Source organism: Halopseudomonas sp. (assembly GCF_036960865.1).
GTDB lineage: Bacteria > Pseudomonadota > Gammaproteobacteria > Pseudomonadales > Pseudomonadaceae > Halopseudomonas.
The window spans coordinates 218,109-243,953 of sequence record NZ_JBALWE010000004.1 but is presented as its reverse complement, the minus strand read 5'-3'; the positions used below and the strand labels follow the sequence as shown (position 1 = coordinate 243,953).

25 protein-coding genes are annotated in these 25,845 nt (G+C 58.3%); 6 read left to right on the top strand and 19 right to left on the bottom strand.

Going from position 1 to position 25,845, the window contains the following annotated elements; genetic code table 11:
• Positions 1-57: 57 nt before the first annotated feature.
• From cfaB to mnmG, 15 genes are all read right to left on the bottom strand, one after another.
• Positions 58-1,242 carry a C17 cyclopropane fatty acid synthase CfaB gene (gene cfaB / locus V7747_RS07500; protein WP_335615427.1) on the bottom strand — a complete coding sequence of 395 codons (1,185 nt, stop codon included), beginning with the start codon at positions 1,240-1,242 and terminating at the stop codon, positions 58-60.
• A gap of 99 nt (positions 1,243-1,341) precedes the next feature.
• The gene (gene glmU, locus V7747_RS07495; protein WP_335615426.1) at positions 1,342-2,703 is read right to left on the bottom strand and encodes a bifunctional UDP-N-acetylglucosamine diphosphorylase/glucosamine-1-phosphate N-acetyltransferase GlmU; all 1,362 of its coding nucleotides are present in this window, start codon (positions 2,701-2,703) and stop codon (positions 1,342-1,344) included.
• Between the two features lie 191 nt (positions 2,704-2,894).
• Complete coding sequence (locus V7747_RS07490) at positions 2,895-3,338, bottom strand: F0F1 ATP synthase subunit epsilon (RefSeq protein ID WP_335615425.1); 444 nt, start codon at positions 3,336-3,338, stop codon at positions 2,895-2,897.
• Between the two features lie 42 nt (positions 3,339-3,380).
• Entirely contained in the window at positions 3,381-4,757 is a 1,377-nt protein-coding gene (atpD, locus tag V7747_RS07485) for a F0F1 ATP synthase subunit beta (protein ID WP_092287016.1), read from the bottom strand.
• Positions 4,758-4,792: 35 nt separating this feature from the next.
• Positions 4,793-5,656, bottom strand: a complete 864-nt coding sequence (atpG, locus tag V7747_RS07480; protein ID WP_335615424.1) for a F0F1 ATP synthase subunit gamma — start codon at positions 5,654-5,656, stop codon at positions 4,793-4,795.
• 75 nt (positions 5,657-5,731) lie between these two features.
• Positions 5,732-7,276, bottom strand: a complete 1,545-nt coding sequence (gene atpA / locus V7747_RS07475) for a F0F1 ATP synthase subunit alpha (RefSeq protein WP_335615423.1) — start codon at positions 7,274-7,276, stop codon at positions 5,732-5,734.
• A gap of 29 nt (positions 7,277-7,305) precedes the next feature.
• Positions 7,306-7,842, bottom strand: a complete 537-nt coding sequence (locus V7747_RS07470) for a F0F1 ATP synthase subunit delta (RefSeq protein WP_335615422.1) — start codon at positions 7,840-7,842, stop codon at positions 7,306-7,308.
• Positions 7,843-7,853: 11 nt separating this feature from the next.
• Positions 7,854-8,324: a F0F1 ATP synthase subunit B gene (locus V7747_RS07465; protein ID WP_092287008.1), complete on the bottom strand. Its 471-nt coding sequence runs from the start codon at positions 8,322-8,324 to the stop codon at positions 7,854-7,856.
• A gap of 65 nt (positions 8,325-8,389) precedes the next feature.
• Positions 8,390-8,644 carry a F0F1 ATP synthase subunit C gene (gene atpE / locus V7747_RS07460; RefSeq protein ID WP_092287006.1) on the bottom strand — a complete coding sequence of 85 codons (255 nt, stop codon included), beginning with the start codon at positions 8,642-8,644 and terminating at the stop codon, positions 8,390-8,392.
• A gap of 69 nt (positions 8,645-8,713) precedes the next feature.
• A complete protein-coding gene (atpB, locus tag V7747_RS07455; RefSeq protein WP_335615421.1) occupies positions 8,714-9,586 on the bottom strand; it encodes a F0F1 ATP synthase subunit A in 873 nt (290 codons plus the stop codon).
• A gap of 18 nt (positions 9,587-9,604) precedes the next feature.
• Positions 9,605-9,994, bottom strand: a complete 390-nt coding sequence (locus V7747_RS07450) for a F0F1 ATP synthase subunit I (RefSeq protein ID WP_231701939.1) — start codon at positions 9,992-9,994, stop codon at positions 9,605-9,607.
• 310 nt (positions 9,995-10,304) lie between these two features.
• Positions 10,305-11,165, bottom strand: a complete 861-nt coding sequence (locus V7747_RS07445) for a ParB/RepB/Spo0J family partition protein (RefSeq protein WP_335615420.1) — start codon at positions 11,163-11,165, stop codon at positions 10,305-10,307.
• 20 nt (positions 11,166-11,185) lie between these two features.
• Entirely contained in the window at positions 11,186-11,989 is an 804-nt protein-coding gene (locus V7747_RS07440) for a ParA family protein (RefSeq protein ID WP_335615419.1), read from the bottom strand.
• Between the two features lie 17 nt (positions 11,990-12,006).
• Entirely contained in the window at positions 12,007-12,642 is a 636-nt protein-coding gene (gene rsmG, locus V7747_RS07435; RefSeq protein WP_335615418.1) for a 16S rRNA (guanine(527)-N(7))-methyltransferase RsmG, read from the bottom strand.
• A 5-nt stretch (positions 12,643-12,647) separates the two neighbouring features.
• Positions 12,648-14,546 carry a tRNA uridine-5-carboxymethylaminomethyl(34) synthesis enzyme MnmG gene (gene mnmG / locus V7747_RS07430; protein ID WP_335615417.1) on the bottom strand — a complete coding sequence of 633 codons (1,899 nt, stop codon included), beginning with the start codon at positions 14,544-14,546 and terminating at the stop codon, positions 12,648-12,650.
• A 678-nt stretch (positions 14,547-15,224) separates the two neighbouring features.
• Here mnmG and codB point away from each other — a divergent pair.
• From codB to arsB, 6 genes are all read left to right on the top strand, one after another.
• Positions 15,225-16,511, top strand: coding sequence for a cytosine permease (gene codB, locus V7747_RS07425; RefSeq protein WP_335615416.1), 1,287 nt, complete (start codon positions 15,225-15,227; stop codon positions 16,509-16,511).
• A 3-nt stretch (positions 16,512-16,514) separates the two neighbouring features.
• Positions 16,515-17,267: a PucR family transcriptional regulator gene (locus tag V7747_RS07420; protein WP_335615415.1), complete on the top strand. Its 753-nt coding sequence runs from the start codon at positions 16,515-16,517 to the stop codon at positions 17,265-17,267.
• Positions 17,264-18,520: a cytosine deaminase gene (gene codA / locus V7747_RS07415; protein WP_335615414.1), complete on the top strand. Its 1,257-nt coding sequence runs from the start codon at positions 17,264-17,266 to the stop codon at positions 18,518-18,520. The genes V7747_RS07420 and codA overlap by 4 nt, the downstream gene beginning before the upstream one ends.
• Positions 18,521-18,650: 130 nt before the next feature.
• Positions 18,651-20,021 (top strand): MFS transporter, encoded by a 1,371-nt coding sequence (locus V7747_RS07410; protein WP_335615413.1) that lies wholly within the window; start codon positions 18,651-18,653, stop codon positions 20,019-20,021.
• Between the two features lie 265 nt (positions 20,022-20,286).
• Positions 20,287-21,006: an arsenical resistance protein ArsH gene (arsH, locus tag V7747_RS07405; protein WP_335615412.1), complete on the top strand. Its 720-nt coding sequence runs from the start codon at positions 20,287-20,289 to the stop codon at positions 21,004-21,006.
• A 13-nt stretch (positions 21,007-21,019) separates the two neighbouring features.
• A complete protein-coding gene (gene arsB / locus V7747_RS07400) occupies positions 21,020-22,036 on the top strand; it encodes an ACR3 family arsenite efflux transporter (RefSeq protein ID WP_335615411.1) in 1,017 nt (338 codons plus the stop codon).
• A gap of 6 nt (positions 22,037-22,042) precedes the next feature.
• On the opposite strand, the gene mnmE is transcribed toward arsB, so the two are convergent.
• From mnmE to rnpA, 4 genes are all read right to left on the bottom strand, one after another.
• Positions 22,043-23,413 carry a tRNA uridine-5-carboxymethylaminomethyl(34) synthesis GTPase MnmE gene (mnmE, locus tag V7747_RS07395; protein WP_335615410.1) on the bottom strand — a complete coding sequence of 457 codons (1,371 nt, stop codon included), beginning with the start codon at positions 23,411-23,413 and terminating at the stop codon, positions 22,043-22,045.
• A gap of 93 nt (positions 23,414-23,506) precedes the next feature.
• Positions 23,507-25,201, bottom strand: a complete 1,695-nt coding sequence (gene yidC, locus V7747_RS07390; RefSeq protein WP_335615409.1) for a membrane protein insertase YidC — start codon at positions 25,199-25,201, stop codon at positions 23,507-23,509.
• Positions 25,198-25,446: a membrane protein insertion efficiency factor YidD gene (gene yidD / locus V7747_RS07385; RefSeq protein ID WP_092286976.1), complete on the bottom strand. Its 249-nt coding sequence runs from the start codon at positions 25,444-25,446 to the stop codon at positions 25,198-25,200. The genes yidC and yidD overlap by 4 nt, the downstream gene beginning before the upstream one ends.
• Positions 25,439-25,834: a ribonuclease P protein component gene (gene rnpA / locus V7747_RS07380; protein WP_335615408.1), complete on the bottom strand. Its 396-nt coding sequence runs from the start codon at positions 25,832-25,834 to the stop codon at positions 25,439-25,441. The genes yidD and rnpA overlap by 8 nt, the downstream gene beginning before the upstream one ends.
• Positions 25,835-25,845 lie beyond the last annotated feature (11 nt).

Below are 25,845 nucleotides of genomic sequence, written 5' to 3'. Positions count from 1 at the left end.
GAAAATCCATTTATCAATGTAGCAGTGTTGATGGCCTCAGGCTATATCAACAAACGCTCACCGGTACAGATCAGCCCGGGTCAAGGGCAGGTAATGCTGACCGCTTTCCAAGGGTTTTACCGCCAGTATCTGATGAATATTCATCCAGTTCCGGGCAAAGCCGTAGGCGCAACCAGCCAGATACACGCGCCAGATTCTCAGGGCTCGATCATCCACGTACTGGCTGGCTTGCTCCAGCTGTATTTCCAGGTTGGCGCTCCAATGTTCCAGCGTGCGAGCATAGTGCAGGCGCAGGCTTTCCACGTCCACCACCTCCAGCCCCTGATCACTCATACTGCTGACCGCCATCGCCAGGTGCGGCAGCTCGCCATGTGGAAACACGTAACGACCAATGAATTGCCCCGCTCCGCGGCCCACCTGACGCCCGTCGGTGTGTTTGGCGGTGATGCCATGATTCATCACCAGTCCGCCTGGCTTGACCTGGTCGTGCAGGATGGCGAAATAGCGATTCAGGTTCGCGTGACCTACGTGTTCGAACATGCCGACACTCACAACCTTATCGAAGGCTGCATGCCCCTTGAGATCGCGGTAATCCTGCAACTCGAGTTGTACCTGATCATGCAGGCCCTGCTCCCGCACCCGCTCACGAGCCAGTTCCAGCTGCGCCTTGCTCAGGGTTATACCGTAAACGCTAACGCCGTATTCGCGTGCCGCATGGCGCGCCAGGCCACCCCAGCCACAGCCCACATCAAGCAAACGCTCGCCCCGCTTTAGCCGCAGCTTGCGGCAGAGATGATCCAGCTTCTGGATCTGCGCCTTGGCCAGGGAATCGTCCGGGTCATGAAAATAGGCGCACGAGTAGATCATCTCCGGATCAAGCCAGAGCGCATAGAAGTCGTTGGAGAGGTCGTAGTGGTAGGAAATCGCTGCCGCGTCGCTTTGCCTGTCGTGGGCAGACCGTTCCGGCGCACTTTCGGGTGCATCGCCGAGCAGTGACTTGCTGAGCCGATCAGCCACAGCAATCACATCCATGATGGCGCCGCGGATGTTCAAACGCTGCTGGATAAAGGCTTCCCCAAGCTTGTCGAGTGTGGGGTGGGTCAATTCCTGCAATAGCGCGGGGTCCTGAATCTCCAGGGTAACGCGTGGATCGGGCCCCAGATCAAGGCTGCCGCTGCCAGCAAGGCTGATACGCAGGGGCAACTGGAGCCCACCGAGGGTTGAAGACAGTTGTGCAAGCATGTGAAAGCACCTCCGGCTCGGATAAAGACATCTCCTGAATATAGAACAGCCTTCGATAGATGTTGCTTATCCGCTTTACGGGGTGCCTCTATCAGTAGTTCAGTCCTTTCGCGGGCGCTTCCAGCCGCTGATGTTGCGCTGCCGGGCACGACTTACTGCCAGACTATCGGCTGGTACATCCGCAGTAATGGTAGACCCCGCTGCTGTGGTTGCCTGGGCACCCACAGTTACAGGTGCGACCAGTGCGGTATTGGTGCCGATGAACGCGCCGTCTTCGATGCGCGTCTGGTGCTTGTTGACGCCATCGTAATTGCAGGTGATGGTGCCGGCACCGATATTCACATCGCGGCCCACCTCGGCATCGCCAATGTAAGACAAGTGGTTCACCTTCGAGCCAGCGCCGATAAGCGCCTTCTTGGTTTCCACGAAGTTGCCGATCTTGGCGCCTCTGGCCAGCCGGGTGCCGGGACGCAGGCGCGCATAAGGCCCTACATCGCAGCTTTCCCCTACCTCGGCCTGCTCCAGGTGACTGAAGGCCTTGATATGGCTGCCGGCAGCGATAACCGAGTCGCGGATCACACAGTTGGCTTCAATGGTCACGTTATCGCCAATGACCACGCGGCCCTCAAACACCACGTTAATATCAACACTGATGTCTTGGCCAACCGTTAGCTCGCCACGCACATCCACCCGGTGCGGATCGGCCAGGGTGACCCCGGCAGTCATCAAACGCAACGCCTGGCGTGACTGGTATTCGCGTTCCAGCACGGCCAGCTGCTGGCGATTGTTGGCGCCCATCACCTCCTGTTCAGTAGCCGGCTGTGCGACCTCAACCGGGATGGCTTCGGCCACAGCTAGGGCTACCACATCGGTCAGATAGTACTCGCCCTGGGCGTTCTGGTTCGACAGGCTGCCCAGCCACGCGGCAGTGCGGGTGCCGGGTAACGCCATGATGCCGGTGTTGCCCTCGGTGATCCGCAGCTGTTCTGCGGTGGCATCCTTCTGCTCAACAATGGCCTGCACCCGCTCTGCGGCGTCCCGCAGGATGCGACCGTAACCCGTAGGATCCTGCATGTTGACCGTCAGCAAGCCGAGCGCCTGGGTCCCTGCCTGTTGGCTAAGCTGCTGCAACGTCGTCGCTTGCAGCAGCGGCACATCACCGTACAGCACCAGAATCTGATCGGCGCCATCGGTATGCGGTAGCGCCTGCGCCACCGCGTGGCCTGTTCCCAATTGCTCGCGCTGCAACACCCAGTTCAGGTCAGGCGCGCCCAGCGCCTCTTGAACCTGCTGCGCACCATGCCCCACCACCACATGTATACGCTGCGGCGACAGCGCCCGCGCGCAGTCAATTACATGGCCGAGCATGGCCTTGCCAGCCACCGGATGCAGCACTTTGGGGAGCGAAGAACGCATGCGGGTGCCCTGACCAGCAGCAAGGATGACAACGTGCAGATTCATTGAAAACGTCCTGTAGTGGCGATGAACTCGGAGGATGATAACAAAAGTGAGAGTGACCAGGCTGGTCAGCATTCGGCGCCTGTTCACCGCACTTGCCGTTCCACGGGTGCCAGCAAAGGCCGATAAACGCCCCCGCGTTAGCGGCCCAATAAAAAAGGCAGCCTAAGCTGCCCTTTTCATTGCCCACGAACTCAGCGATTGTTGGTCGCCGGTCCGCCGTATTTCTTGCGCAGTTCCTGCACGGTGCGCAATTGCGCCGCCGCTTCGGCAAGACGAGCAGAAGCCGAACCGTAATCGAACTCGGCACCCTTCTCGTTGAGCGCCGCTTCTGCGGCTTTCTTTGCTTCCAGAGCAGCTGCTTCGTCGATGTCACCGGCACGCAGAGCCGTGTCGGCAAGCACCTTGACCACGCTGGGCTGAACTTCCAGGAAGCCGCCAGAGATGTAGAACACCTCTTCACTGCCATCCTGCTTGATCACCCGAACGGGACCCGGCTTGAGGTCGGTCAGCAGCGGTGCGTGACCGGGCATGATGCCCAGATCACCCAGGTTACCGTGTGCTATCACGCGCTCAACCAGGCCTGAAAACAGCTCTTCTTCCGCGCTTACGATATCGCAGTGCACTGTCATAGCCATTGTTTCGCCTCGGTTTTGCGTCCCCTTGCGGGGACGCACCCATTACATTTTCTTCGCTTTCTCGATCGCTTCGTCGATGGTGCCGACCATGTAGAACGCCTGTTCCGGCATGTGGTCAAACTCACCATTGAGGATGCCCTGGAAGGCACGGATAGTGTCTTTCAGCGACACGTACTTGCCTGGGGCACCAGTGAAGACTTCGGCAACGAAGAACGGCTGCGACAGGAAGCGCTGGATCTTACGAGCGCGGGCTACCAGTTGCTTGTCTTCTTCGGACAGTTCGTCCATACCCAGAATCGCGATGATGTCTTTCAGCTCTTTGTAGCGCTGCAGTACATACTGGACGCCACGGGCACAGTCGTAGTGCTCCTGACCGATAACCAGCGGATCCAGCTGACGAGAAGTGGAATCCAGCGGGTCAACCGCAGGGTAGATACCCAGGGAAGCGATATCACGGGACAGTACCACGGTCGCATCAAGGTGAGCGAAGGTGGTGGCTGGCGAGGGGTCAGTCAAGTCATCGGCAGGTACGTATACCGCCTGGATCGAGGTGATCGAACCAGTCTTGGTAGAAGTAATACGCTCCTGCAGAACGCCCATCTCTTCAGCCAGTGTCGGCTGGTAACCTACTGCAGAAGGCATACGGCCCAGCAGTGCGGATACTTCGGTACCGGCCAGGGTGTAACGGTAGATGTTGTCGATGAACAACAGTACGTCACGACCTTCGTCACGGAACTTCTCAGCCATGGTCAGGCCGGTCAGTGCTACGCGCAGACGGTTACCCGGCGGCTCGTTCATCTGACCGTATACCAGGGCAACCTTGTCCAGTACGTTGGAGTCCTTCATCTCGTGGTAGAAGTCGTTACCTTCACGAGTACGCTCACCTACACCGGCAAATACGGAATAACCGCTGTGCTCGATGGCGATGTTGCGGATCAGCTCCATCATGTTTACGGTCTTGCCCACACCGGCGCCACCAAACAGACCAACCTTACCGCCCTTGGCAAACGGGCAGATCAGGTCGATAACCTTGATGCCGGTTTCCAGCAGCTCGTTGGAGCCTGCCTGCTCGTCGTAGCTCGGCGCAGGGCGGTGAATGCCCCAGCGCTCTTCTTCGCCGATCGGGCCAGCTTCGTCAATCGGGTTGCCCAGCACGTCCATGATACGGCCCAGAGTCTTGATCCCGACCGGCACGGAAATGTTGGCACCGGTGTTGGCGACGGTCAGACCGCGCTTGACACCTTCGGTGGTACCCATGGCGATGGTACGTACGATGCCATCACCCAGTTGCTGCTGGACTTCCAGGGTCAGGCCCTTGTCAGTCACTTGCAGCGCGTCATACACCTTCGGCACGTCTTCGCGTGGGAATTCCACGTCGATGACGGCGCCGATGATTTGAACGATACGTCCGCTACTCATTTGTTGGTTCCTCTAAATGGTTGAAACCGTTACCGTTAAACCGCGGCGGCGCCGCCGACGATTTCCGAAATTTCCTGAGTGATCGCTGCCTGACGAGCTTTGTTGTAGATAAGCTGCAGACTGTCGATGATCTCACCGGCGTTATCGGTCGCATTCTTCATTGCGATCATCCGCGCGGCTTGCTCACAGGCGTTGTTTTCGACCACTGCCTGGTACACCTGAGATTCGATATAACGAACCAGCAGGCCGTCCAGCAGTTCCCGGGCATCGGGCTCGTACAGATAGTCCCAGGTACCCTTTTGTGCTTCCTCGTCATCGGAGGGCACCAGCGGAATCATCTGTTCCACCTTGGGTTGCTGAACCATCGTGTTGACGAAGCCGTTGGAGACCAGGTACAGACGGTCGATGCGACCTTCGTTATAGCCATCAAGCATCACCTTGACGCTGCCGATCAGATCGCTCAACGCGGGCTTTTCGCCCAGGTTGCTGATGGCCGCGACAACGTTTCCGCCGTAGCTGCGAAAGAAGGAAGCGCCCTTGCTACCGATCACACACAGCTCGGTTTCAACGTTGCGGTCACGCCACTCTTTCATGCTGTTGACCAGGGCCTTGAACAGGTTAGTGTTCAGGCCACCCGCCAGACCACGATCCGTGCTGACCACGATGTAACCCACCCGCTTGACTTCACGCTCTTGCATGAACGGATGGCGATATTCGGGGTTGGCGTTGGCCAAATGGCCAATCACCTGCTGGATACGCTCAGCGTAGGGACGGCTGGCAGCCATGCGCTGTTGTGCTTTGCGCATTTTGCTGACCGCCACCTTTTCCATGGCGCTGGTGATCTTTTGCGTACTTTTAATGCTCGCGATTTTACCGCGAATCTCTTTTGCGCCTGCCATGTCACACCTTTCCAGGTTTGCCCTTGGCCGGATCGCACGATGCGGGATGCAGCATCGCTACATCCCGCCTTCGGCTTACCAGCTCTGGGTTGCCTTGAACTTCTCGATGCCAGACTTGATGCCGGCTTCGATCTCGTCGTTGTAATCGCCCTTCTCGTTGATCTTGGCAAGCAGTGCTGCGTGCTCAGACTTGAAGTAGGCGATCATGGCTTTCTCGAAAGCACCGATCTTGGCCTGCTCGACATCGGTCAGGAAGCCCTTCTCGGCAGCGAACAGGCTGATGCCCATTTCGGCAACAGACATGGGCGCATACTGGTCTTGCTTCATCAGTTCGGTAACACGCTGACCGTGCTCAAGCTGCTTGCGGGTCGCTTCGTCCAGATCGGAAGCAAACTGGGCGAAAGCCGCCAGTTCGCGGAACTGAGCCAGTGCGGTACGAATACCACCGGACAGCTTCTTGATGATCTTGGTCTGCGCTGCACCACCTACCCGGGATACCGATACACCCGCGTTAACCGCCGGACGAACGCCGGAGTTGAACAGGTTGGATTCCAGGAAGATCTGACCGTCGGTGATCGAGATCACGTTGGTCGGTACGAAGGCAGATACGTCACCGGCTTGGGTTTCGATGATCGGCAGCGCCGTCAGGGAACCTGTCTTGCCGGTTACGGCGCCATTGGTGTACTTCTCGACCCATTCTTCAGAAACGCGGGAAGCGCGCTCCAGCAGACGGCTGTGGAGATAGAACACGTCACCAGGATAGGCTTCACGGCCCGGCGGACGACGCAGCAGCAGGGAAATCTGACGGTAGGCAACAGCCTGCTTGGACAGATCGTCATAAATGATCAGAGCGTCTTCGCCGCGATCACGGAAGTACTCACCCATGGTGCAGCCGGCGTAGGGAGCCAGGAACTGCAGGGAAGCCGGGTCGGAAGCAGAAGCGGCGACGATGATGGTGTGCGCCATGGCATCGTGCTCTTCCAGCTTGCGTACCACGTTGGCGATGGTCGACTGCTTCTGACCAACAGCAACGTATACACACTTAACGCCGGAACCTTTCTGGTTGATGATCGCATCAACCGCCATGGCGGTTTTACCGGTCTGACGGTCACCAATGATCAGCTCACGCTGGCCACGACCTACCGGTACCATCGCGTCAACCGCCTTGTAACCAGTCTGAATAGGTTGGTCAACGGACTTACGCCAGATCACACCCGGCGCAACCTTCTCGACGGCATCAGTAGTAGTGGCGTTGATTTCGCCCTTGCCGTCAATGGGAGCGCCCAGAGTGTTGACCACACGACCCAGCAGTTCCGGACCTACCGGGACTTCCAGGATGCGACCGGTACACTTGACGGTCATGCCTTCGGCCAGATTCAGGTAATCACCCAGAATCACGGCACCTACGGAGTCCTGCTCCAAGTTAAGTGCCATACCGTAAACGCCTTCAGGGAATTCAAGCATTTCCCCGTACATAACATCGGCGAGACCGTGAATCCGCACAATACCGTCAGATACGGAAAGAATCGTACCTTCGTTACGTGCCTGAGAAGAGATATCGAGCTGCTCGATCCGCTTCTTGATGATGTCACTGATCTCTGATGGATTCAGTTGTTGCATGCCTTTATCCTCAAAACCTTATGCTGAAATCAGGAGCCCAATGACTCGGCCAGTTTGGTCAGCTTTCCGCGTACAGAGGCGTCGATAACCAAGTCGCCGGTGCGAACAACCAATCCACCAATCAATGATGTGTCCAGTGTCGTCTCGATCTGTACATTGCGATCGAGTTTCTTTGACAGTGCCTGGGCGAGCTTCTGCTGCTGTTCTTCAGTCAGCTCAAACGGCGAGCTCACATTGATGTCGATGGTGCGCTCAAGATCAGCTCGGAAGCTGTTGAAAAGCGTTGCAATCTCGGGAAACAGGGCGAGCCTGCGATTTTCCGCCAGAATCATCAGAAAGTTGCGTTGTTCCTCACTGGCCGTTTTACCGGTGCATTCGAGGATGAACTCCGCCTTCTTCTGTTCCGCAATACCCGGATTGGTCAGCAGCTGTCGAGTTGCTGAATCAGCCACCACTTGACCGGCGGCCGTCAGCAACTCATCCCACTCTGCCAGCGCTTGTTGGGCTTTTGCCCGCTCAAATGCCGCTTTGGCGTAGGGACGGGCCAGCGTAATCAGTTCTGCCATGATGACCTCGCTTAGAGTTCGGCTACCAGCTTGTTCAGCATGTCGCCGTGCTTGTCAGCATCGACAGAAGTTTCCAGAATCTTCTCGGCACCGGCGACAGCGATAGCAGCGATTTCAGTGCGCAGAGCATCTCTGGCCTTGACTCGCTGTTGCTCGATTTCTGCCTGAGCCTGCGCCAGAATCTTCTGACCTTCCTTGCGAGCATCCTCTTTGGAGGCTTCAACAATCTGGTTGGCACGCTTGTTGGCCTGCTCAATCAGTGCTGCTGCCTGCTCTTTGGCGTGACGCAGTTCCTGGGCCGACTTTTCTTGCGTCAGCTCCAGATCCTTGGCCGCCCGATCAGAGGCTGCAAGACCATCCGCGATCTTCTTCTGGCGTTCCTGCAGAGCAGTGATGACCGGAGGCCATACATACTTCATGCAGAACACCACGAAGATGAAGAACGCGATAGCTTGACCCAGTATCGTCAAATTAATGTTCACGTCTTCACCTCTTGCCTATCGTATTCAATACCTTCAAGTCGGAGCCGCCGTTGCCGGCGAGCACCTTAAGCAACTTGGGCAATGAAGGGGTTGGCAAAGGTGAAGAACAGAGCAATACCAACGCCGATCATGGTTACGGCGTCAAGCAGACCAGCGACAATGAACATTTTGACCTGCAGCATGGGGATCATTTCTGGCTGACGCGCTGCGCCTTCCAGGAATTTGCCACCCAGGATACCAAAGCCGATAGCAGTACCCAGTGCGCCCAGGCCAATCAGCAGTGCTACGGCAATCGCGGTCATTCCAACTACAGTTTCCATTTAAAGCTCCCAGTTTCAGTTAATTTCAAGTTGTGGGTTTTCGGTTAAAACTAAATCGTTTGCGCCAACTCAGTGGCCGTCTTCGTGCGCCATACTCAGATACACGATGGTCAGCATCATGAAGATGAACGCCTGCAACGTGATAATCAGAATGTGGAAGATAGCCCATGGCACGGAGAGTGCCCACTGTGCCCAGAAGGGCAGCAGGGCGATCAGGATGAAGATCAGCTCACCGGCGTACAGGTTACCGAACAGTCGCAATGCGAGAGAGACTGGCTTGGCCAGCAGGCTGACGCCTTCGAGCAACAGGTTGACCGGAATCAACAGCACCTTCAGGAAGATGTTGTTGGAAGAGAACGGATGCAGGGTCAGTTCGCCAAGAAAACCACCGACGCCCTTGACCTTGATGCTGTAGAAAATGATCAGTGCAAAGACCGACAGCGACATGCCCAAGGTGGCATTCACGTCAGTAGTCGGCACGACCTTCATGTACTCAACGCCGGCCAGGTGGAACAGCTGCGGCAGGAAGTCTACCGGCACCAGGTCCATGAGGTTCATCAAAAAGACCCAGCAGAAGATGGTCAGTGCCAGCGGGGCGATGACCTTGTTGCGGCCGTGGAAGGTTTCCTTGACGCTCTGATCGACAAATTCGACCATCATTTCAACGAAGTTCTGCAAGCCACCGGGGGTGTCGGAAGTGGCTTTCTTGGCCGCCATGCGGAACAGAAAGAGGAACAGGCCACCTAGGAAGATCGACCAGCCCATGGTATCCACGTGAATCGCCATGAAGCCCATGTCGGACGCTTCCTGCGCGCCATGTGCCATGGTCCAGGTGGCATTTTCCAGAACGCTGCCGTCGGCGCGCTCATAGCCAGCCGGGAGCTTCCCATAGGTCAGATTCTGAAGGTGGTGCTTGATGTACTCTGATGCGGTGCCTGCCATATCGTTCTCTCAGGTCCTTTAGCTTTGCTGCGCTTTACCACCGAAAACTACCGGTGTTAGCCAGTTGGTAACCAGCATGATCGCAAATGTTAGAAACAGTGCCGATACGTCTAACGGCTTAATACTTTTGAACACCACCGCAAAGAGGATGGCGCAAAGAATGAGCTTGCCTGTCTCACCCTTGTAAAATGATCCCATTATCTGCTTCGCAGCACGCGCACCGCTGTAGCGAAAAGCCTTCAGCGCAAAATACACATTGGGGAGGAAGAAAATGATGCCTCCCAGCAGGGCGGAATAGGCCGCCACGGGGCTTTTAATCCAGAAAACCAGCCCCATTAAAAGAATTACGCCAGCCTGGAACGCAAACCATTTGCCTAGCGGGGGACGACGAATGGCATTGGTCTTCATTGTCGTCATAACTGCTCTGATCATCCCGCCGGACGCTGCGTGTCTGTTTCGAATTACCGGGCTACCCGTAAAGCGCCGGTGATTATATGTGTTCGCCTGCCCTGAATCAACAAAACGCTGGCCGCTCTCCCCCCCGCGAAGGCGCATGATGACTGAAGTTCGCGGGAGTTTGCGTTCACTTGGTTGTGCTTGCCGTCCGGCCACTACATCTTGTGGTCGAGGCTGAAATACCCTCATTTTACGGTCATGTTTTGTAATAATTATTGACCCAAGGCAAGGCCTTGGGACGACAGCAAAGGATCAGGGGAGCTTAGCGGATATGCCCAAGAATGCCATCGAGCTCATCCAGTGAGCTGTAACTGATCACCAGTTTCCCTTTGCCCTTGGCACCGTGTTGCAGTTTGACCTCGGCACCCAAACGTTCGCCCAGGTCCTGTTGCAGACGCTCGACGTCGGGATTGAGACGCTGCTGACCCGGATCACGACGAGGATTGAGCCATTGGCGCACCAGCGCCTCGGTCTGACGAACGGTCAGTCCTTTGGCAACCACCTGACGTGCGGCGGCGGTCTGTTGTTCGGCTGGCAGACCCAGCAGTGCCCGAGCATGCCCCATTTCCAGATCGCCACGTTCGAGCATGGTTTTGACATCGTCGGGCAGGCTGGTCAAGCGCAGCAGGTTGGTAATGCTGACACGGCTTTTGCCCACCGCGTCAGCAACCTGCTGCTGAGTGAGCTCGAACTCCTGCTGCAACCGCTGCAGGGCGATGGCTTCTTCGATCGGATTGAGGTCTTCGCGCTGAATATTCTCGATCAGCGCCATGGCGATGGCTGCTTCATCGGGCACATCGCGGATCACCGTCGGTATGGTGTCGAGTCCGGCTAGTTGGGTGGCGCGCCAGCGACGCTCACCGGCGATGATCTCGTATCTTTCATCACCAATAGCACGCACGACAATCGGCTGCATGACGCCCTGGGCGCGGATGGACTCTGCCAACTCTTCCAGCGCCTGCGGATCCATGTCACGGCGGGGCTGATACTTGCCGCGCTGAATCAGGTCGACCGGCAGTTCCTTGAGTTGCTGATCCTGGTTGTTGCTCGCACCGTCGGTGGTGTTGCCCTGCCCTAGCAGTGCATCCAGTCCTCGTCCCAAGCCGCGTTTCTTGCCCGCCATGCCGGTAGTGTCCTTGTTGGTTATTCGTTCAAATCTGTCACGGCTGCCGCTTTGGCTGCCTGTCGAGTACGTCGTACCAGCTCACCGGCCAGCGCCAGATAGGCTACTGCGCCACGCGACTGCTTGTCGTAGGCCAGCGCCGGCATACCAAAACTGGGGGCTTCGGCCAGACGCACGTTACGCGGAATCACGGTCTGGTACAGCTTGTCGCCAAAATGCGCGGTGAGCTGCGCGGAGACATCCAGCGTCAGGCTGTTGCGCGGGTCGTACATGGTGCGTAACAGCCCTTCGATCTGCAGTGAGGGGTTGAGCACCGCAGCAATGCGGCTGATGGTATTGACCAGTGCCGACAAACCTTCGAGTGCGTAGTACTCACATTGCATCGGAATGATCACACCGTCGGCGGCGACCAGACCATTGACCGTCAGCATGTTCAGCGATGGCGGGCAGTCGATGAGGATGAAGTCGTACTGGGTGCGCGCCTTGACCAGAGCGTAGCGCAGCCGACTTTCCTTCATCTTGATGTTCATCAGTTCAACTTCGGCGGCGGTCAGATCGCCGTTGGCGGGCAGCAAATCATAGCCGCCATGCTCGGAGCGCTGTAAGGCTTCGTCGAACTCGCAGCGTCCGGTCAGCAGCTCGTAAACGGAATTGTCCAGATCGGCCTTGTTGATGCCGCTGCCCATGGTGGCATTGCCCTGCGGGTCGAGGTCGATCAGCAGCACTTTGCGCTTGGTCGCAGCCAGGGAGGCGGCAAGATTGATGGTGGTGGTGGTTTTACCCACACCGCCTTTCTGGTTGGCCACTGCCAAAACCCTGCCCACATTGACCTCCTTTACGATTAACCCTGATCCGTGCGACGCAGTATCAGCAGATGCCGGTGGCCGACGCAACCGGGGACCGACAATTCTGCACTACGCTCCAGCGTGAAGTCGACCGGCATTGCCGCCAGTTCGTCCTCAGGATACACGCCTTTCATCGCCAGCCAGCGAGTTTCTGCATTACCCAGCTGGCGGGTCTTGTCGACAAAATCGCCGAGCGCGCTGAAGGCACGCGAGGTGATGCCGGCAAAGGGTTTATCGACTTCGAGTGCTTCTACCCGACAATTGAATACCTGCAGATTATCGAGCCCCAGCTCCAGTTTGACCTGGGTCAGAAAGCGGGTTTTCTTGCCATTGCTGTCGAGCAGGCTGAAATGCTGGTCGGGGCACATGATGGCCAGAATCACCCCGGGCATACCGCCGCCGCTGCCCACGTCCAGCCAGGTTTCACCCTCGACAAACGGCAGTATGCTCAGGCTGTCGAGCAGATGTCGGCTGACCATTTCATCCGGGTCACGCACAGCAGTCAGGTTGTAGGCCTTGTTCCATTTGTTCAACAGGCCAAGGTAGGCGAGCAGCTTGTCGCTTTGCTGCGCTTGCAGATCGATCCCCAACTGACTGGCACCGCTGGCCAGTTGTGCTGCGTGGTCCGCCATCGATGTTATGCCTCCTGGGCCAGTTTGCTGCCACCCAGGGCATTGCGTTTTTTCAGATGAATCAGCAGCAGGCTGACGGCGGCCGGGGTTACGCCCGGAATCCGCGACGCCTGGCCGAGTGTTTGCGGGCGCACATCAGCCAGTTTGTGGCGAATTTCGTTGGATAAACCGTTGAGTGCGCTGTAGTCCAGATCCAGCGGCAGGGCGGTCTGTTCGTGTTGGCGCAGACGGTCGATTTCTTCCTGCTGACGCTCGATGTAACCGGCGTACTTGGTATGAATCTCGACCTGTTCAGCGGCATCCAGCGGAATCTCCACGGCACCGGTCAGTTCGGTCAACGCCTGATAGTCCACTTCCGGGCGGCGCAGCAGGTCGAGCAGGTTGTACTCGTGGGTGAGCGGCGTGTTGTAACGCGCGCTGTAGGCCTTGCCGATGTCACTGGCCGGCTGCACCCAGGTACTGCGCAGGCGCTGGGTTTCCTGCTCGATGGCCTCGCGCTTGGTATTGAACACCGCCCAGCGGGCATCGTCGACCAGGCCCAGTTCGCGGCCCTTGGGGGTCAGGCGCAGATCGGCGTTGTCTTCACGCAGCACCAGGCGATACTCGGCACGTGAGGTGAACATGCGATAGGGCTCGCGGGTACCCATGGTGATCAGGTCATCCACCAGCACGCCGATGTAGGCCTCATCACGGCGTGGGCACCAGGCTTCCTGACCCTGGGCGCGCCGCGCCGCGTTCAGGCCGGCCAACAGGCCCTGCGCCGCGGCTTCTTCGTAGCCGGTGGTGCCGTTGATCTGGCCGGCAAAGAACAACCCGCCAATCACCTTGGTTTCCAACGAGTACTTCAGATCCTGCGGGTTGAAATAATCGTATTCGATGGCGTAACCGGGCCGTAGGATATGCGCGTTTTCCATACCGACAATCGACTGCACGATCTGCAGCTGAACGTCGAATGGCAGCGAGGTGGAGATACCGTTGGGATACAGCTCGTGGGTGGTCAGGCCTTCCGGCTCGATGAACACCTGATGCTGGTTCTTGTCGGCAAAACGATGAATCTTGTCTTCGATCGACGGGCAATAGCGTGGGCCCACCCCTTCGATCACGCCGGTGTACATGGGCGAGCGATCCAGGTTGTTGCGGATGATCTCGTGGGTACGCTCGTTGGTGTAGGTAATCCAGCAGTTCACCTGGGCCGGATGCTGCTGCGCGTTACCCATGAACGACATGACCGGGATCGGGGTATCACCGGGCTGCGCGGTCATCTTGCTGAAATCCACACTACGGCCATCGATGCGCGGCGGCGTCCCGGTTTTCAGGCGATCAACGCGCAGCGGCAACTCGCGCAGGCGTTTGGCCAGGGCGATGGCCGGCGGATCACCGGCGCGGCCGCCGGAGTAGTTATCCAGCCCAATGTGAATCAGGCCACCGAGAAAGGTCCCCGTGGTCAGTACCACGTTGTCGGCGAGAAAACGCAGGCCCATCTGGGTCACTACGCCTTTGGCTTCACCCTGTTCAACGATCAGGTCGTCGCAGGCCTGCTGGAAAATCCACAGATTGGGCTGGTTCTCCAGAATCTCGCGAATAGCCGCTTTGTACAGCACGCGGTCAGCCTGCGCCCGGGTGGCGCGTACCGCCGGGCCCTTGCGGCTGTTGAGCACACGAAACTGGATGCCGGCCTTGTCGGTCGCTATCGCCATGGCGCCACCAAGGGCGTCGATTTCCTTGACCAGATGGCTCTTGCCGATGCCGCCAATGGCGGGGTTGCAGCTCATCTGACCCAGCGTTTCGACGTTATGGCTCAGCAGCAGGATTTTAACGCCCATACGCGCAGCGGCCAGGGCAGCTTCGGTACCGGCATGCCCACCGCCGACCACGATGACGTCAAAGCGACTTGGAAAATCCACGTAACACCTCGTTGCTCAGGTTTTGCCTGGCGTCGGAAAAAGGGGCTGATTATAGGCTCAGGGAGAAAAAAATGCAGCTGCTACTGAGCATTTTTTGTACAGGCCTTTTGCCGGAGGTCGAACAGGAATACAGAAATAGAATAAAAGAAAAAGAATTATATAAAGCTTAATGTAGTTACTACTAATGAGTAGCCGGTTTTCTGTGGGTAAGCCAAAAAACTCTTTATTGATCATAGCATTGCGAGAAGCACAAGCCTGTTAGGAAGCGGTACTGCAGGGGTGGGTAGTAGGGTTCTGTTCCTGTGTATAAGTAGGTCTGTTATCCACAGGTGGGTTTCGCCGCAGCTTACCCACAGGGTTATGGACCTGGCTTAGGCGGGGTTTTCCACAGGGCTCATCGGGTTGATTGGCGTGAAATTCATCACTTAATTGCTGTTTGAGTGGTGCGCAGGTAGCACATCACGGCGCTCTGCTAGCAGGCAACGGCCTCAAATTGGCGCACACGACTGGATGATTTGTGCAATTTGCACAAAGATATGAGCTGCCGCTGTTTGCCAAGAAGAGAAAACTCGCCCTGTGGCACAGGCATTGCAAAATTCGCTTCGATTCACTGAACCGGCGGCTGCAAGCGCATTAGCGCTGGGCTGCAAATGCATGCGATGACAGGAGAACGCCACAATGACAGATACCACCAGCGCTGCGCAGGAGCAGGATTATCCGCTCAGCGCAGTACCTGAAACCGCCAGAAAGAGCCTGTGGTCCATGGGCCTGGTGCTACTCGGCTTTACCTTCTTTACCGCCACCATGTGGGCCGGCGGCACTGTCGGCACGGCCTTCGATTTCGGCACCCTGTTGTGGGTGTTGCTGATCGGCAACCTACTGCTGGGCGCCTATGCCGCCGTGCTGGGTTACATCGCGGCGCGCTCGGGCTTGAACACGGCATTAATGAGCCGCTACGCCTTCGGCGAACTGGGCAGCAAGTTGTCCGACTTCATTCTCGGCTTTACCCAGATTGGCTGGTACGCCTGGGGTACCGCAACCATGGCGCTGTTGCTGGTAAAAATGACCGGTTTGCCGGAAGGCGCCACCCTGCCGTTGATGGTGCTCTTTGGCTTCGGTTTTTGTGTCACGGCCTTCGTCGGCTATAAAGGTCTGGAACTGCTGTCGCGGGTCGCGGTGCCGGCGATGATGGTACTGATTGCCGTCAGCATGTTTATTGCTGCTTCCGATGCCGGTGGCCTGGCTGGCTTGACCAGCATCGCACCGACCAGCGACCTGAGCATCGCCGCGGCCATCACCCTGGTGTTTGGTACCTTTGTCAGTGGCGGCACGCAAGCCACCAACTGGACGCGCTTTGCCCGCTCGGGCAAGACGGCGGTATGGGCCACACTGGCAGCATTCTTCCTTGGCAATGGCTTGATGACGCTGGTCGGAGCCCTGGGTGCACTGGTCTACCAGCAGGCCGATATTGTCGACATCATGGTGGCGCAGGGATTGGCGACCTTGGGTATCCTGATGCTGTTTCTCAACCTGTGGACCACCCAGGACAACACCGTCTACAACTTCGCGGTAGCCGGCTGCAATCTGTTGCGTACCCGGCGACGCAAGACCGTGACTGTGGTCGGCGCTGCCATCGGCACGCTGCTGGCGGTGCTGGGCATGTACGATTGGCTGATTCCTTTTCTGATTCTGCTGGGTACCTTCATTCCGCCGGTGGGCGGGGTCATCATGGCCAACTACTTTGTGCGTTATCGCGGCACCTATCCGGATCTGGTCAGTGCACAGCTGCCGGCATTCAACCTCATTGGTTTGAGCGCTTACGCCATCGGCTCGTTCGTAGCCTACACCTCAGCCTGGATCGCGCCTCTGGTCGGTGTACTGGTTGCCGCCTTCAGCTACGCCCTGCTGGAAACCGTGGTGGCCGGCGTCAAGGCGCGGCGTGCCAGCTCCCTGAGCAGTATCTGAGCCATGCCGCTACGTTGTAACGACATTCCGCAATTGCCGGGGCTGAGTGCCATGCAGTTGCGCGCCGGTCTGGCAGGGGCGCAGCGACCGGTGCGCTGGCCCTACGTGGCGGAGAACCGTTCGTTCAGCCCCTGGGTCAAGGGCGGCGAGCTGGTGTTCATCACTGGCATCAGCCGACATCACAGCCAGAGCAGTCTGACCGAGCGGCTGTATGAAGCGGTCGCCAGTGAAGTCGCTGGCCTGGTGATTCTGACCGGCGATGCCTATATAGGTCAGGTACCCAATGCGCTGCTGCGCCTGGCTGATCAACTGGCCATGCCGCTGCTGGAGCAGCCCTATTCCCTGCCCATGGTGCAGGTGACCGAGACCATCGGCCGTGCCATAGTGCAGCGCGAGCAGGAGCAGGCACGGCAACAGGAGCTGCTGGCCGGTAGTCTACCTGAGCGGTTGCAGCAGCGACTCGGCTCGCCCGCGGAAGTGGCCGATTTTCTGCAACCCTTTATTCAGTGCCCGGTAACCGCGTTGTTGCCGCTGCTCGATAGTCTCGGCGCCTGGTTGGCGCATCAGGGCAATCTCAGTGCGGCGGCCAAGGCGCTAGGCTGCCATCGCAATTCGCTGCGCTATCGACTCGATAAACTCTTTCGTCTGACCGGTCTGGACCCACAGCAGGCCGCCGACCAACACACCCTGATTTTGCTGCACGCGCTTTTGGCCGAATTGCCGCGCGCGTCAGCCCGCCTGGAGACAGCACCATGATTCAACAGCCTGAAGCCATCATCAACGCCCGCCTCAGCGGCCAGCCCGGGCTACATACCTTGCACCTGAGCGCTGGCCGTTTCAGCAGCATCGAACTGCAGCAGGACAGCCTGAGTGCTACCGCGCAGCAGCTGGATGCCGCCGGCAACCTGGTACTGCCGCCCTTTGTTGAACCGCACATTCATCTGGATGCCGCGATGACCGCTGGCGAGCCGCGTTGGAACCGCAGCGGTACGCTCTTCGAGGGCATCGAGTGCTGGGCGGAACGCAAAGCCACACTGAGTCGTGAGGATGTGATTCAGCGCGCCGAGCAAACCTTGAAGCTGTTTGCCGCGCACGGTATCCAGTACGTACGTACCCACGTCGACGTCACCGACCCTGAGCTCACCGCACTGCAGGCCATGGTCGAGGTACGCGAGCGGGTGCGCGAGCATATTGACCTGCAGATTGTGGCCTTTCCGCAGGAAGGTATTCTGTCCTACCCCGGTGGGCAGGACTTGATGCGCCGCGCCGTGGAGTTGGGCGCCGACGTGATCGGTGGCATTCCGCATTTCGAGTTCACCCGGGATTACGGCGTGGAATCGGTCAAGCTGTTGATGGCGTTGGCTGAGGCGAATGATTGCCTGGTGGATGTGCACTGCGATGAAATCGACGACCCCAACTCGCGCTTTCTCGAGGTGCTGGCCGCCGAAGCGCTGAGCCGCGATTACGGCAGCCGGGTGACCGCCAGCCACACCTGCGCCATGCATTCCTATAACAATGCTTACTGCAGCAAGCTGTTCCGCCTGCTGCAGAAAGCCGACCTGCGTTTTGTTGCCCTGCCCACCGAGAACCTGCATCTGCAGGGCCGCTTTGATGGTTATCCCAAGCTGCGTGGCATCACCCGCGTGCCCGAGCTGCTGGATGCCGGTTTGAAGGTCTGCTTCGGCCAAGACTCGATCCGCGATCCCTGGTATCCGATGGGCAACGGCAATCTGCTGCGGACCCTGGATGTCGGCCTGCATGCCTGCCATATGCTAGGAATCGAGCGCATAGAGACCGCGCTGGAGATAGTTACCAGCAATGGAGCCGCGGCCTTGAACATCGCCGAGTACGGGATTGCGCCGGGGCTGCCGGCGCGCTGCATGGTGCTTAATGGCACTACGCCTTATGAAGTACTGCTGAACCAGACACCGGTATTAGCCTCCATCCGTGATGGGCGCTGTCTGCTGCAGCGAGAAGCGCCTGTGCACCAGGTACTTGGCTGGTCCTGACGGACCGGGCAGAGACGACTGTCTGCTGTGTGGCGGCTCCACAGAGCTGCCCGCATTCTGTGCTATGTTGCAGTGCTGAACGCTTCCCCACGCCCTGGGTAAGCAATATCTCGCAAGGGCTATTCGAGTAATGCAGCAAGCCGACGGTCTGCCGATGCCGCAACGCCTGGGCGCGATCTGCGCGATAGCGCTTGGCGTCACTATGGCAGTGCTCGATGGCATGATAGCCAATGTCGCGCTGCCGACCATCGCCGACGATCTGGGCACCAGCGCAGCCAATTCCATCTGGATCGTGAATGCCTACCAGCTGGTCATTACCATGAGCCTGCTGTCGCTGGCGTCATTGGGAGATCTGTGGAGTTACCGCAAGGTTTACCTGATCGGACTCAGTGTGTTTGCCAGCATGTCGGTGCTTTGCGCGCTGAGTGATTCGCTGGTGACCCTGACTCTGGCGCGCATGCTGCAGGGCCTAGGTGCGGCAGCGGTGATGAGCGTCAACGGCGCACTGACTCGGCTGATTTACCCGTCCCATCTGCTGGGCCGCGGTGTTGCTATCAACACCCTGATAGTAGCGGTGGCTGCAGCCGCTGGCCCTACGGTCGCTGCCGGCGTACTGGCGGTAGCGGACTGGCCCTGGTTGTTTGCCATCAACCTACCCTTTGGTGTGCTGGCCCTGGTGATGGGGTATCGGTTTTTACCGGCAAACGAAGGCTCGCGCGCGCAACGTTTCGACAAGGGAAGTGCGCTGCTCAACGCGGTGACCTTTGGCTTGTTCTTCGTGGCACTGACCGGGTTCGCCCAGGGTCATGCCGGCTGGAGTATTGGTTTTCCGCTGGTTGGCGCGCTGCTGGTGGGCTGGTTTTTTGTCAGGCGGCAGCTTGATCAGCCATTGCCGCTGTTGCCGGTGGATCTGCTGCGCATACCGATTTTCTCGCTGTCGATAGCCACCTCGGTCTGCTCCTTCATTGCACAGATGATGGCCATGGTCTCCATTCCCTTCTACTTTCAGAAAACCCTGGGTCTCAGCGCAATTGAGACCGGGCTACTGATGACGCCCTGGCCCTTGGCGACCATGGTTATGGCGCCCATTGCCGGGCGATTGCTCGACCGGTTGCATGCCGGCTTGTTGGGGGGCGTGGGCTTGACGATATTCGCGAGCGGCCTGTTTTTGCTCGCCGCCTTGCCGCAGCAGGCCAGCCATCTGGAGATCATGTTGCGGATGCTGATCTGTGGCGCCGGCTTCGGACTCTTTCAGTCACCCAACAATCACACCATTCTGACCGCCGCGCCGATGCAGCGTAGCGGTGGGGCCAGCGGTATGCTGAGTACCGCACGGCTGGTAGGTCAAACCACAGGTGCGGCGCTGGTAGCCTTGGCTTTTAACCTGTTCAGCGACAACGGTACCCATGCTTCGCTGATTGCTGCAGGCAGTTTCGCTGCGGTGGCCGCTATAGTCAGTACGCTGCGCCTCAGTCAATCCGCCGCGCGACCCGGCGGTTAAATAAACTGCAGGCTTGGTTATATCTGAAATTTCATATATACGATGACTCAAGAATTGGCCGAGATACGCCGCAACTGCGCCAATGAGGTTCCTCAGATGCCTGACAGAGAGCACCCGTCTGAAGAGTCTGTTGTTCTCAATGAAGACCGCGGACGCTGCTAATCCTGCTGTGAGACCATGTCATGAAAATACGTTGTATCTGCACCCACAATCGTTGCTGCGGCATTCCGTTTGAGGCCATTTTGCAGGCATCGGGAGCCAAAGCATGAACCTGACCGACCTGAGTTTGCCCAATCTGGATCAGCAGCAGTTCCGCGTGCCGGACGTCGCCCACTTCAGCCCTGCGGCCAGCCGTCATAAACCACGCTTTCTGCTGTTGTACGGCTCCTTGCGCAGCCGCTCCTTCAGCCGTCTGGTTATCGAGGAATGCGCGCGGTTGCTGCTGCATATGGGTGCCGAGGTGCAGATTTTTGATCCCCGTGGTTTGCCGCTGCCCGATAGCGAAGACGAACAGCACCCCAAGGTGCAGGAACTGCGCGAGCTGGTGATGTGGTCCGAAGGGCAGGTGTGGTGCTCACCGGAGCGTCACGGCGCAATGACCGGAATCATGAAGACGCAAATCGATTGGATTCCGTTGTCGCTGGGCGCGGTGCGTCCCACCCAGGGCAAAACCCTGGCGTTGATGCAGGTCAGCGGCGGTTCACAATCGTTCAACGCTGTTAATCAATTGCGGGTACTGGGGCGCTGGATGCGCATGTTGACCATTCCCAATCAATCGTCAGTGGCCAAGGCGTTCATGGAGTTTGACGAGCTGGACCGAATGAGGCCGTCGGGCTATTACAACCGCATTGTCGATGTGCTGGAGGAGCTGGTGAAGTTTACCCTGCTCACGCGTGACCACAGTGCGTATCTGGTTGATCGTTACTCGGAGCGGGTGGAGAGCGCCGAACAGCTCATGCAGCGCGTCAATCAAGATTCGCTCTAAGGAAGCCGGGATTATGGGACTTTTCGAACGTTATCTCTCGCTCTGGGTGGGGCTGGGAATCGTCGCCGGTATTGTGCTGGGTAGCCTGGCGCCGGGCGTGTTTTCGAGCCTTGCGGCGATCGAGTATGCCCAGGTCAATCTGGTGGTGGCGGTACTCATCTGGCTGATGATCTACCCGATGATGGTGCAGATTGACTTCAGCTCGCTGAAAGACGTCGGCAAGAAGCCCAAGGGATTGATGCTGACACTGGTGATCAACTGGCTGGTCAAACCCTTCAGCATGGCGGTCATCGGCTGGTTGTTCTTCCGGGTACTGTTTGCCGATTGGGTCGATCCGCAATCGGCTACCGAGTACATCGCCGGCATGATTCTTTTGGGTGCGGCTCCCTGTACCGCCATGGTGTTTATCTGGAGCCAACTGACCAAGGGTGACCCCAACTACACCCTGGTGCAGGTGTCGATCAACGATGTGATTATGGTCTTTGCCTTCGCCCCCATTACCGCGCTGCTGTTGGGCATCAGCGATATTCAGGTGCCCTGGGAAACCCTGCTCCTGTCGCTCGGGCTCTATGTGGTGTTGCCGTTGATTGCCGGCGCCTTGACCCGCCAGCGCTTGGATCGCGCCGAGGATCACACCCGGCTGGCCGCCTTTGTGGCGCGGCTCAAGCCGTGGTCGATCGTCGGCTTGCTGGCGACCGTGGTACTGCTGTTCGGCTTTCAGGCGGAAACCATCCTGGCTCAACCCCTGATTATCCTGTTGATAGCCATTCCGCTACTGCTGCAAACCTACGGCATCTTTTTTATCACCTACGTGGCTGCCCGCGGCCTGCGGCTACCCCACTCGGTCGCAGCGCCGGCTTGCCTGATCGGCACCTCCAACTTTTTCGAGTTGGCCGTTGCCGTGGCCATATCGCTGTTTGGTCTGCATTCGGGGGCAGCCCTGGCCACTGTGGTCGGTGTGCTGGTAGAGGTGCCGGTCATGCTGTCACTGGTCTGGCTACTCAATCGCAATCGCAGCCAGTTCAGCTAGCAGCGGCTATTTGCCGATACAGAAGCTGGAGAAAATGCGTCCCAGCAAATCATCGGCACTGAAGGCGCCGGTGATACTGCCAAGCGACTGCTGGGCCATTCGCAAGTCTTCGGCCAGCAGTTCGCCGGCCCCCATCAGGGTCAGTTGTTGGTAACCGTGGTCAAGTTGCCGGGCAGCTTCTTCCAGTGCATCCAGGTGACGCCGGCGGGCGCTGAACAGACTTTCGCCGGTCTGCTCGAAGCCCATGCAGGTTTTCAGGTGCTCACGCAGCAGTTCGACGCCTTCGCCCTGGCGTGCTGACAGTCGCAGACTGACCGAGCCGTCGTCGGCGGTGGTGACGCCCACCGCGTCGCCGGTGATATCCACCTTGTTGTAAATCAGCGTGACCTTGGCCGGGTCGGGTTTTACCGCCAGAAACTCGGGCCAGAGCTGCGCCGGGTCTGAGGCCTCCGGCTGGCTGGCATCCACCATCAGCAGGATGCGGTCGGCCTCGGCGATCGCGGCCATGGCCCGTTCCACGCCGATCCGCTCCACCTGGTCTTCGGTATCCCGTAGCCCGGCAGTATCGATGATGTGCAGTGGCATGCCATCCAGATGGATGTGCTCGCGCAGGATATCCCGCGTGGTACCGGCGATGTCGGTGACGATGGCGCTATCGCGGCCGGCCAACGCATTGAGCAGGCTGGATTTTCCGGCATTCGGCCGGCCGGCAATCACCACTGTCATACCGTCGCGTAGCAACGCGCCCTGTCCGGCCTGACGCTGCACCTGGCGCAGTTCAGCCTGCACTGCTTCCAGTTGGGCAAGCACGTGACCATCGGCAAGAAAATCGATTTCTTCCTCTGGGAAGTCGATGGCGGCTTCCACATAGATACGCAGGGCAATCAGGGATTCGGTCAGCGCGTTAACGCGTTGGGAGAACGCCCCTTGCAGGGAGTTCAGTGCATTGCGCGCGGCCTGCTCGGAACTGGCCTCAATAAGGTCGGCAATGGCCTCGGCCTGCGCCAGGTCCAGCTTGTCGTTCAAAAACGCGCGCTCACTGAACTCCCCTGGGCGGGCCTGGCGGGCACCTGCGGCCAGACAAGCCTTGAGCAGCAGGTCCATGACCACTGGACCGCCGTGGCCCTGCAGCTCCAGCACGTCTTCACCAGTAAAGGAATGCGGACCGGGGAAGAACAGGGTTAGGCCCTGATCCAGCGCCTGTTCACCCGACCAGAAAGGGCCGTAATGTGCGTGCCTTGGCTGCGGCTCACGACGGGCTATCTGTTTGGCTATGCTCAATGCGGCTGGCCCGGAGACCCGAATAATACCGACGCCACCCCGCCCCGGCGCAGTGGCCAGCGCGGCAATGGTGTCGGCGTGGTAGGGCTGATTCATGGTTGCTCCTGGCGATATTCTGGGGTGGCTGGCAGAAAGCAAAACGCCCCGAAAACGGGGCGTTTAACTGGGTCTGTTACCGCCCGCGGGCGATCAGCTCTTGGCTGCTGCGCCCTTTTCGATCTGGCGAGTAATGTACCACTGTTGCGCGATGGACAGGCAGTTGTTGACCACCCAGTACAGCACCAGACCAGCCGGGAACCAGAGGAAGAAGAAGGTGAAGACAATCGGCAGCATCTTCATCACCTTGGCCTGCATCGGATCGGGTGGCGTCGGGTTCAACTGCTGCTGCAGGAACATGGTCGCGCCCATGATGATCGGCAGAATGAAGTAGGGATCTTTCAGCGACAGGTCGGTGATCCAGCCAAGCCATTCGGCCTGACGAATCTCGACGCTTTCCATCAACACCCAGTACAGCGAGATGAACACCGGCATCTGTACCAGAATCGGCAGACAGCCACCCAGCGGGTTGATCTTCTCTTTCTTGTACAGCTCCATCATGCCCTGGGACATTTTCTGACGGTCATCACCGTGCTGTTCGCGCAGGGCCTGCAGTTTGGGTGCTACACGGCGCATGTTGGCCATGGAGCGGTAGCTGGTAGCCGAGAGCGGGAAGAAGATCAGCTTGATCAAACAGGTCAGCAGGATGATGCTCCAACCCCAGTTACCGACAAAGCTGTGGATAAAGCTCAGTACCACAAACAGCGGCTGGGCGATCCACCACAGGAACCCATAGTCGATGGTCAGATCCAGACCGGGCGAGATTGCCTTGAGATCATCCTGAATCTTGGGACCGGCGTAAAACTGGGTTTTGATGGTGGACTGCTCACCGGGCGCTACGCTGACCGATGGGCTGGTGAAGCGCACGATGTAGTTGCCGTTGCTGTCCTTCAGCGTGCTGAAGGTGTGTTGGGTGTTGGCGTCGGGTACCCAGGCAGCGACGAAGTAATGCTGCAGCCAGGCTATCCAGCCACCGTTGACCTTTTCATTCAGCTTTTCGTCGTCCAGGTCACCCATCTTCATCTTGGTGTAGGAGCTGTCAGCGCTCCAGTAGGCGGCGCCCAGGAAGGTCGCCATACCGGTCGCAGTAGAGCTGGACGGGTCACCACTGTCATCACGCTTGAGCTGACCAAAGGCGCTACCGGACCAGGCGTCGCTGCTCTGGTTGTCGATCAGGTAGTCCACCTCAACCAGGTAGGAACCACGGGTGAAGGTGTAACGCTTGATGAAATTGACGCCGTTGTTGCTGGTCTTCAGGTCAACGGTGAGGCTGTCCTGCCCTTCACTCAACTGATAGCTGCTCTGCTCGCTGGTATAGCGTGCACGGCCCTGGCTGCTGTCCGGACCCTGGCGACCAGTCAGACCACTCTGGGCTACATACAGACGGTTACTCGACTGCTCCATCAACTGGAACGGCAGATCAGGGCGGTCTTTGCGGGCCGGATACTTGGGCAGCGAGAGCGAAACGATGTCACCGCCAATCGGGTTGATGGTCACGTTCAGGCTGTCAGTGGCCACCTGAATCAAGCTGTCGTTCTGCTTGGCCGGCAGATCAGCGGCACTGACGCTGGCCTCGCCATTGGCATCAATCGGCTGGGGCACATCACTGTTATCCCCATTGGCCAGCGGTGCAGTTTCGGTCGGCAGGTCGGAATTGCCAATCGGTGCAACACTGGTTTCAGCAGCAGGCGGCAAATCCTGCTGCATGAAATCATTGTTCCACTGCAACACCATGAGATAGGTAATCACGAGCAAGGCAGCTATGAGGATATTTCGTTGCATGTTCATGGTTTGTTGGCCATCTGGGAAGATCGGTTGTCAGAAGGGGGTACAGGATCATAACCGCCTGGATTCCACGGGTGACAGCGCCCCAGGCGCCGGGCACTCAGTGCAGCACCCTTGAGCAAGCCATGTTCTTCAATGGCTTCCTGGGCGTAGCAGGAACAGGAGGGATAGAAACGGCAATGACTGGCCATCAGTGGACTGATAGCGTAGCGGTAAACCTTGATCAGTCCGAGCGCGAGACTACGCATGGGATGACGGGGGTCCAGAAGTGCGTGAGCGATTTTTCGCAGCGGTCTTGATAAGCCTGCGCCACATGCCTTGGTAGAGGTCATGCAGCGCAGTATTGTCCAGGTCGCCTACGCCCTTGCGGGCCAGTACGACAATGTCCAGGTTGCCCAGCTCAGCGCGATGCTGGCGGAACGACTCACGGGCGATACGCTTGACCTTGTTCCGATCAACTGCCCGTCGAACATTTTTCTTGGCAATAACCAGACCCAACCTTGCGTGTGCCAGGTCATTCTCTCTGGCAAGCAACAGCAGGCTGGGTCCTGAGGCTTTGCAGGTGGCTCCATCGAATACTCTCTTAAATTGAGCAGGCGTCAATAGCCTGTATTTAGGAGAGAATCCGAGACCCACCTGACAGCCGG

Coding starts and splice junctions, on each gene's coding strand:
- cfaB (WP_335615427.1), bottom strand. CDS start 1,242: ATGCTTGCACAACTGTCTTCAACCCTCGGTGGGCTCCAGTTGCCCCTG.
- glmU (WP_335615426.1), bottom strand. CDS start 2,703: ATGAATCTGCACGTTGTCATCCTTGCTGCTGGTCAGGGCACCCGCATG.
- V7747_RS07490 (WP_335615425.1), bottom strand. CDS start 3,338: ATGGCTATGACAGTGCACTGCGATATCGTAAGCGCGGAAGAAGAGCTG.
- atpD (WP_092287016.1), bottom strand. CDS start 4,757: ATGAGTAGCGGACGTATCGTTCAAATCATCGGCGCCGTCATCGACGTG.
- atpG (WP_335615424.1), bottom strand. CDS start 5,656: ATGGCAGGCGCAAAAGAGATTCGCGGTAAAATCGCGAGCATTAAAAGT.
- atpA (WP_335615423.1), bottom strand. CDS start 7,276: ATGCAACAACTGAATCCATCAGAGATCAGTGACATCATCAAGAAGCGG.
- V7747_RS07470 (WP_335615422.1), bottom strand. CDS start 7,842: ATGGCAGAACTGATTACGCTGGCCCGTCCCTACGCCAAAGCGGCATTT.
- atpE (WP_092287006.1), bottom strand. CDS start 8,644: ATGGAAACTGTAGTTGGAATGACCGCGATTGCCGTAGCACTGCTGATT.
- atpB (WP_335615421.1), bottom strand. CDS start 9,586: ATGGCAGGCACCGCATCAGAGTACATCAAGCACCACCTTCAGAATCTG.
- V7747_RS07450 (WP_231701939.1), bottom strand. CDS start 9,994: ATGAAGACCAATGCCATTCGTCGTCCCCCGCTAGGCAAATGGTTTGCG.
- V7747_RS07445 (WP_335615420.1), bottom strand. CDS start 11,165: ATGGCGGGCAAGAAACGCGGCTTGGGACGAGGACTGGATGCACTGCTA.
- rsmG (WP_335615418.1), bottom strand. CDS start 12,642: ATGGCGGACCACGCAGCACAACTGGCCAGCGGTGCCAGTCAGTTGGGG.
- codB (WP_335615416.1), top strand. CDS start 15,225: ATGACAGATACCACCAGCGCTGCGCAGGAGCAGGATTATCCGCTCAGC.
- V7747_RS07420 (WP_335615415.1), top strand. CDS start 16,515: ATGCCGCTACGTTGTAACGACATTCCGCAATTGCCGGGGCTGAGTGCC.
- codA (WP_335615414.1), top strand. CDS start 17,264: ATGATTCAACAGCCTGAAGCCATCATCAACGCCCGCCTCAGCGGCCAG.
- V7747_RS07410 (WP_335615413.1), top strand. CDS start 18,651: ATGCAGCAAGCCGACGGTCTGCCGATGCCGCAACGCCTGGGCGCGATC.
- arsH (WP_335615412.1), top strand. CDS start 20,287: ATGAACCTGACCGACCTGAGTTTGCCCAATCTGGATCAGCAGCAGTTC.
- arsB (WP_335615411.1), top strand. CDS start 21,020: ATGGGACTTTTCGAACGTTATCTCTCGCTCTGGGTGGGGCTGGGAATC.
- mnmE (WP_335615410.1), bottom strand. CDS start 23,413: ATGAATCAGCCCTACCACGCCGACACCATTGCCGCGCTGGCCACTGCG.
- yidC (WP_335615409.1), bottom strand. CDS start 25,201: ATGAACATGCAACGAAATATCCTCATAGCTGCCTTGCTCGTGATTACC.
- yidD (WP_092286976.1), bottom strand. CDS start 25,446: ATGCGTAGTCTCGCGCTCGGACTGATCAAGGTTTACCGCTACGCTATC.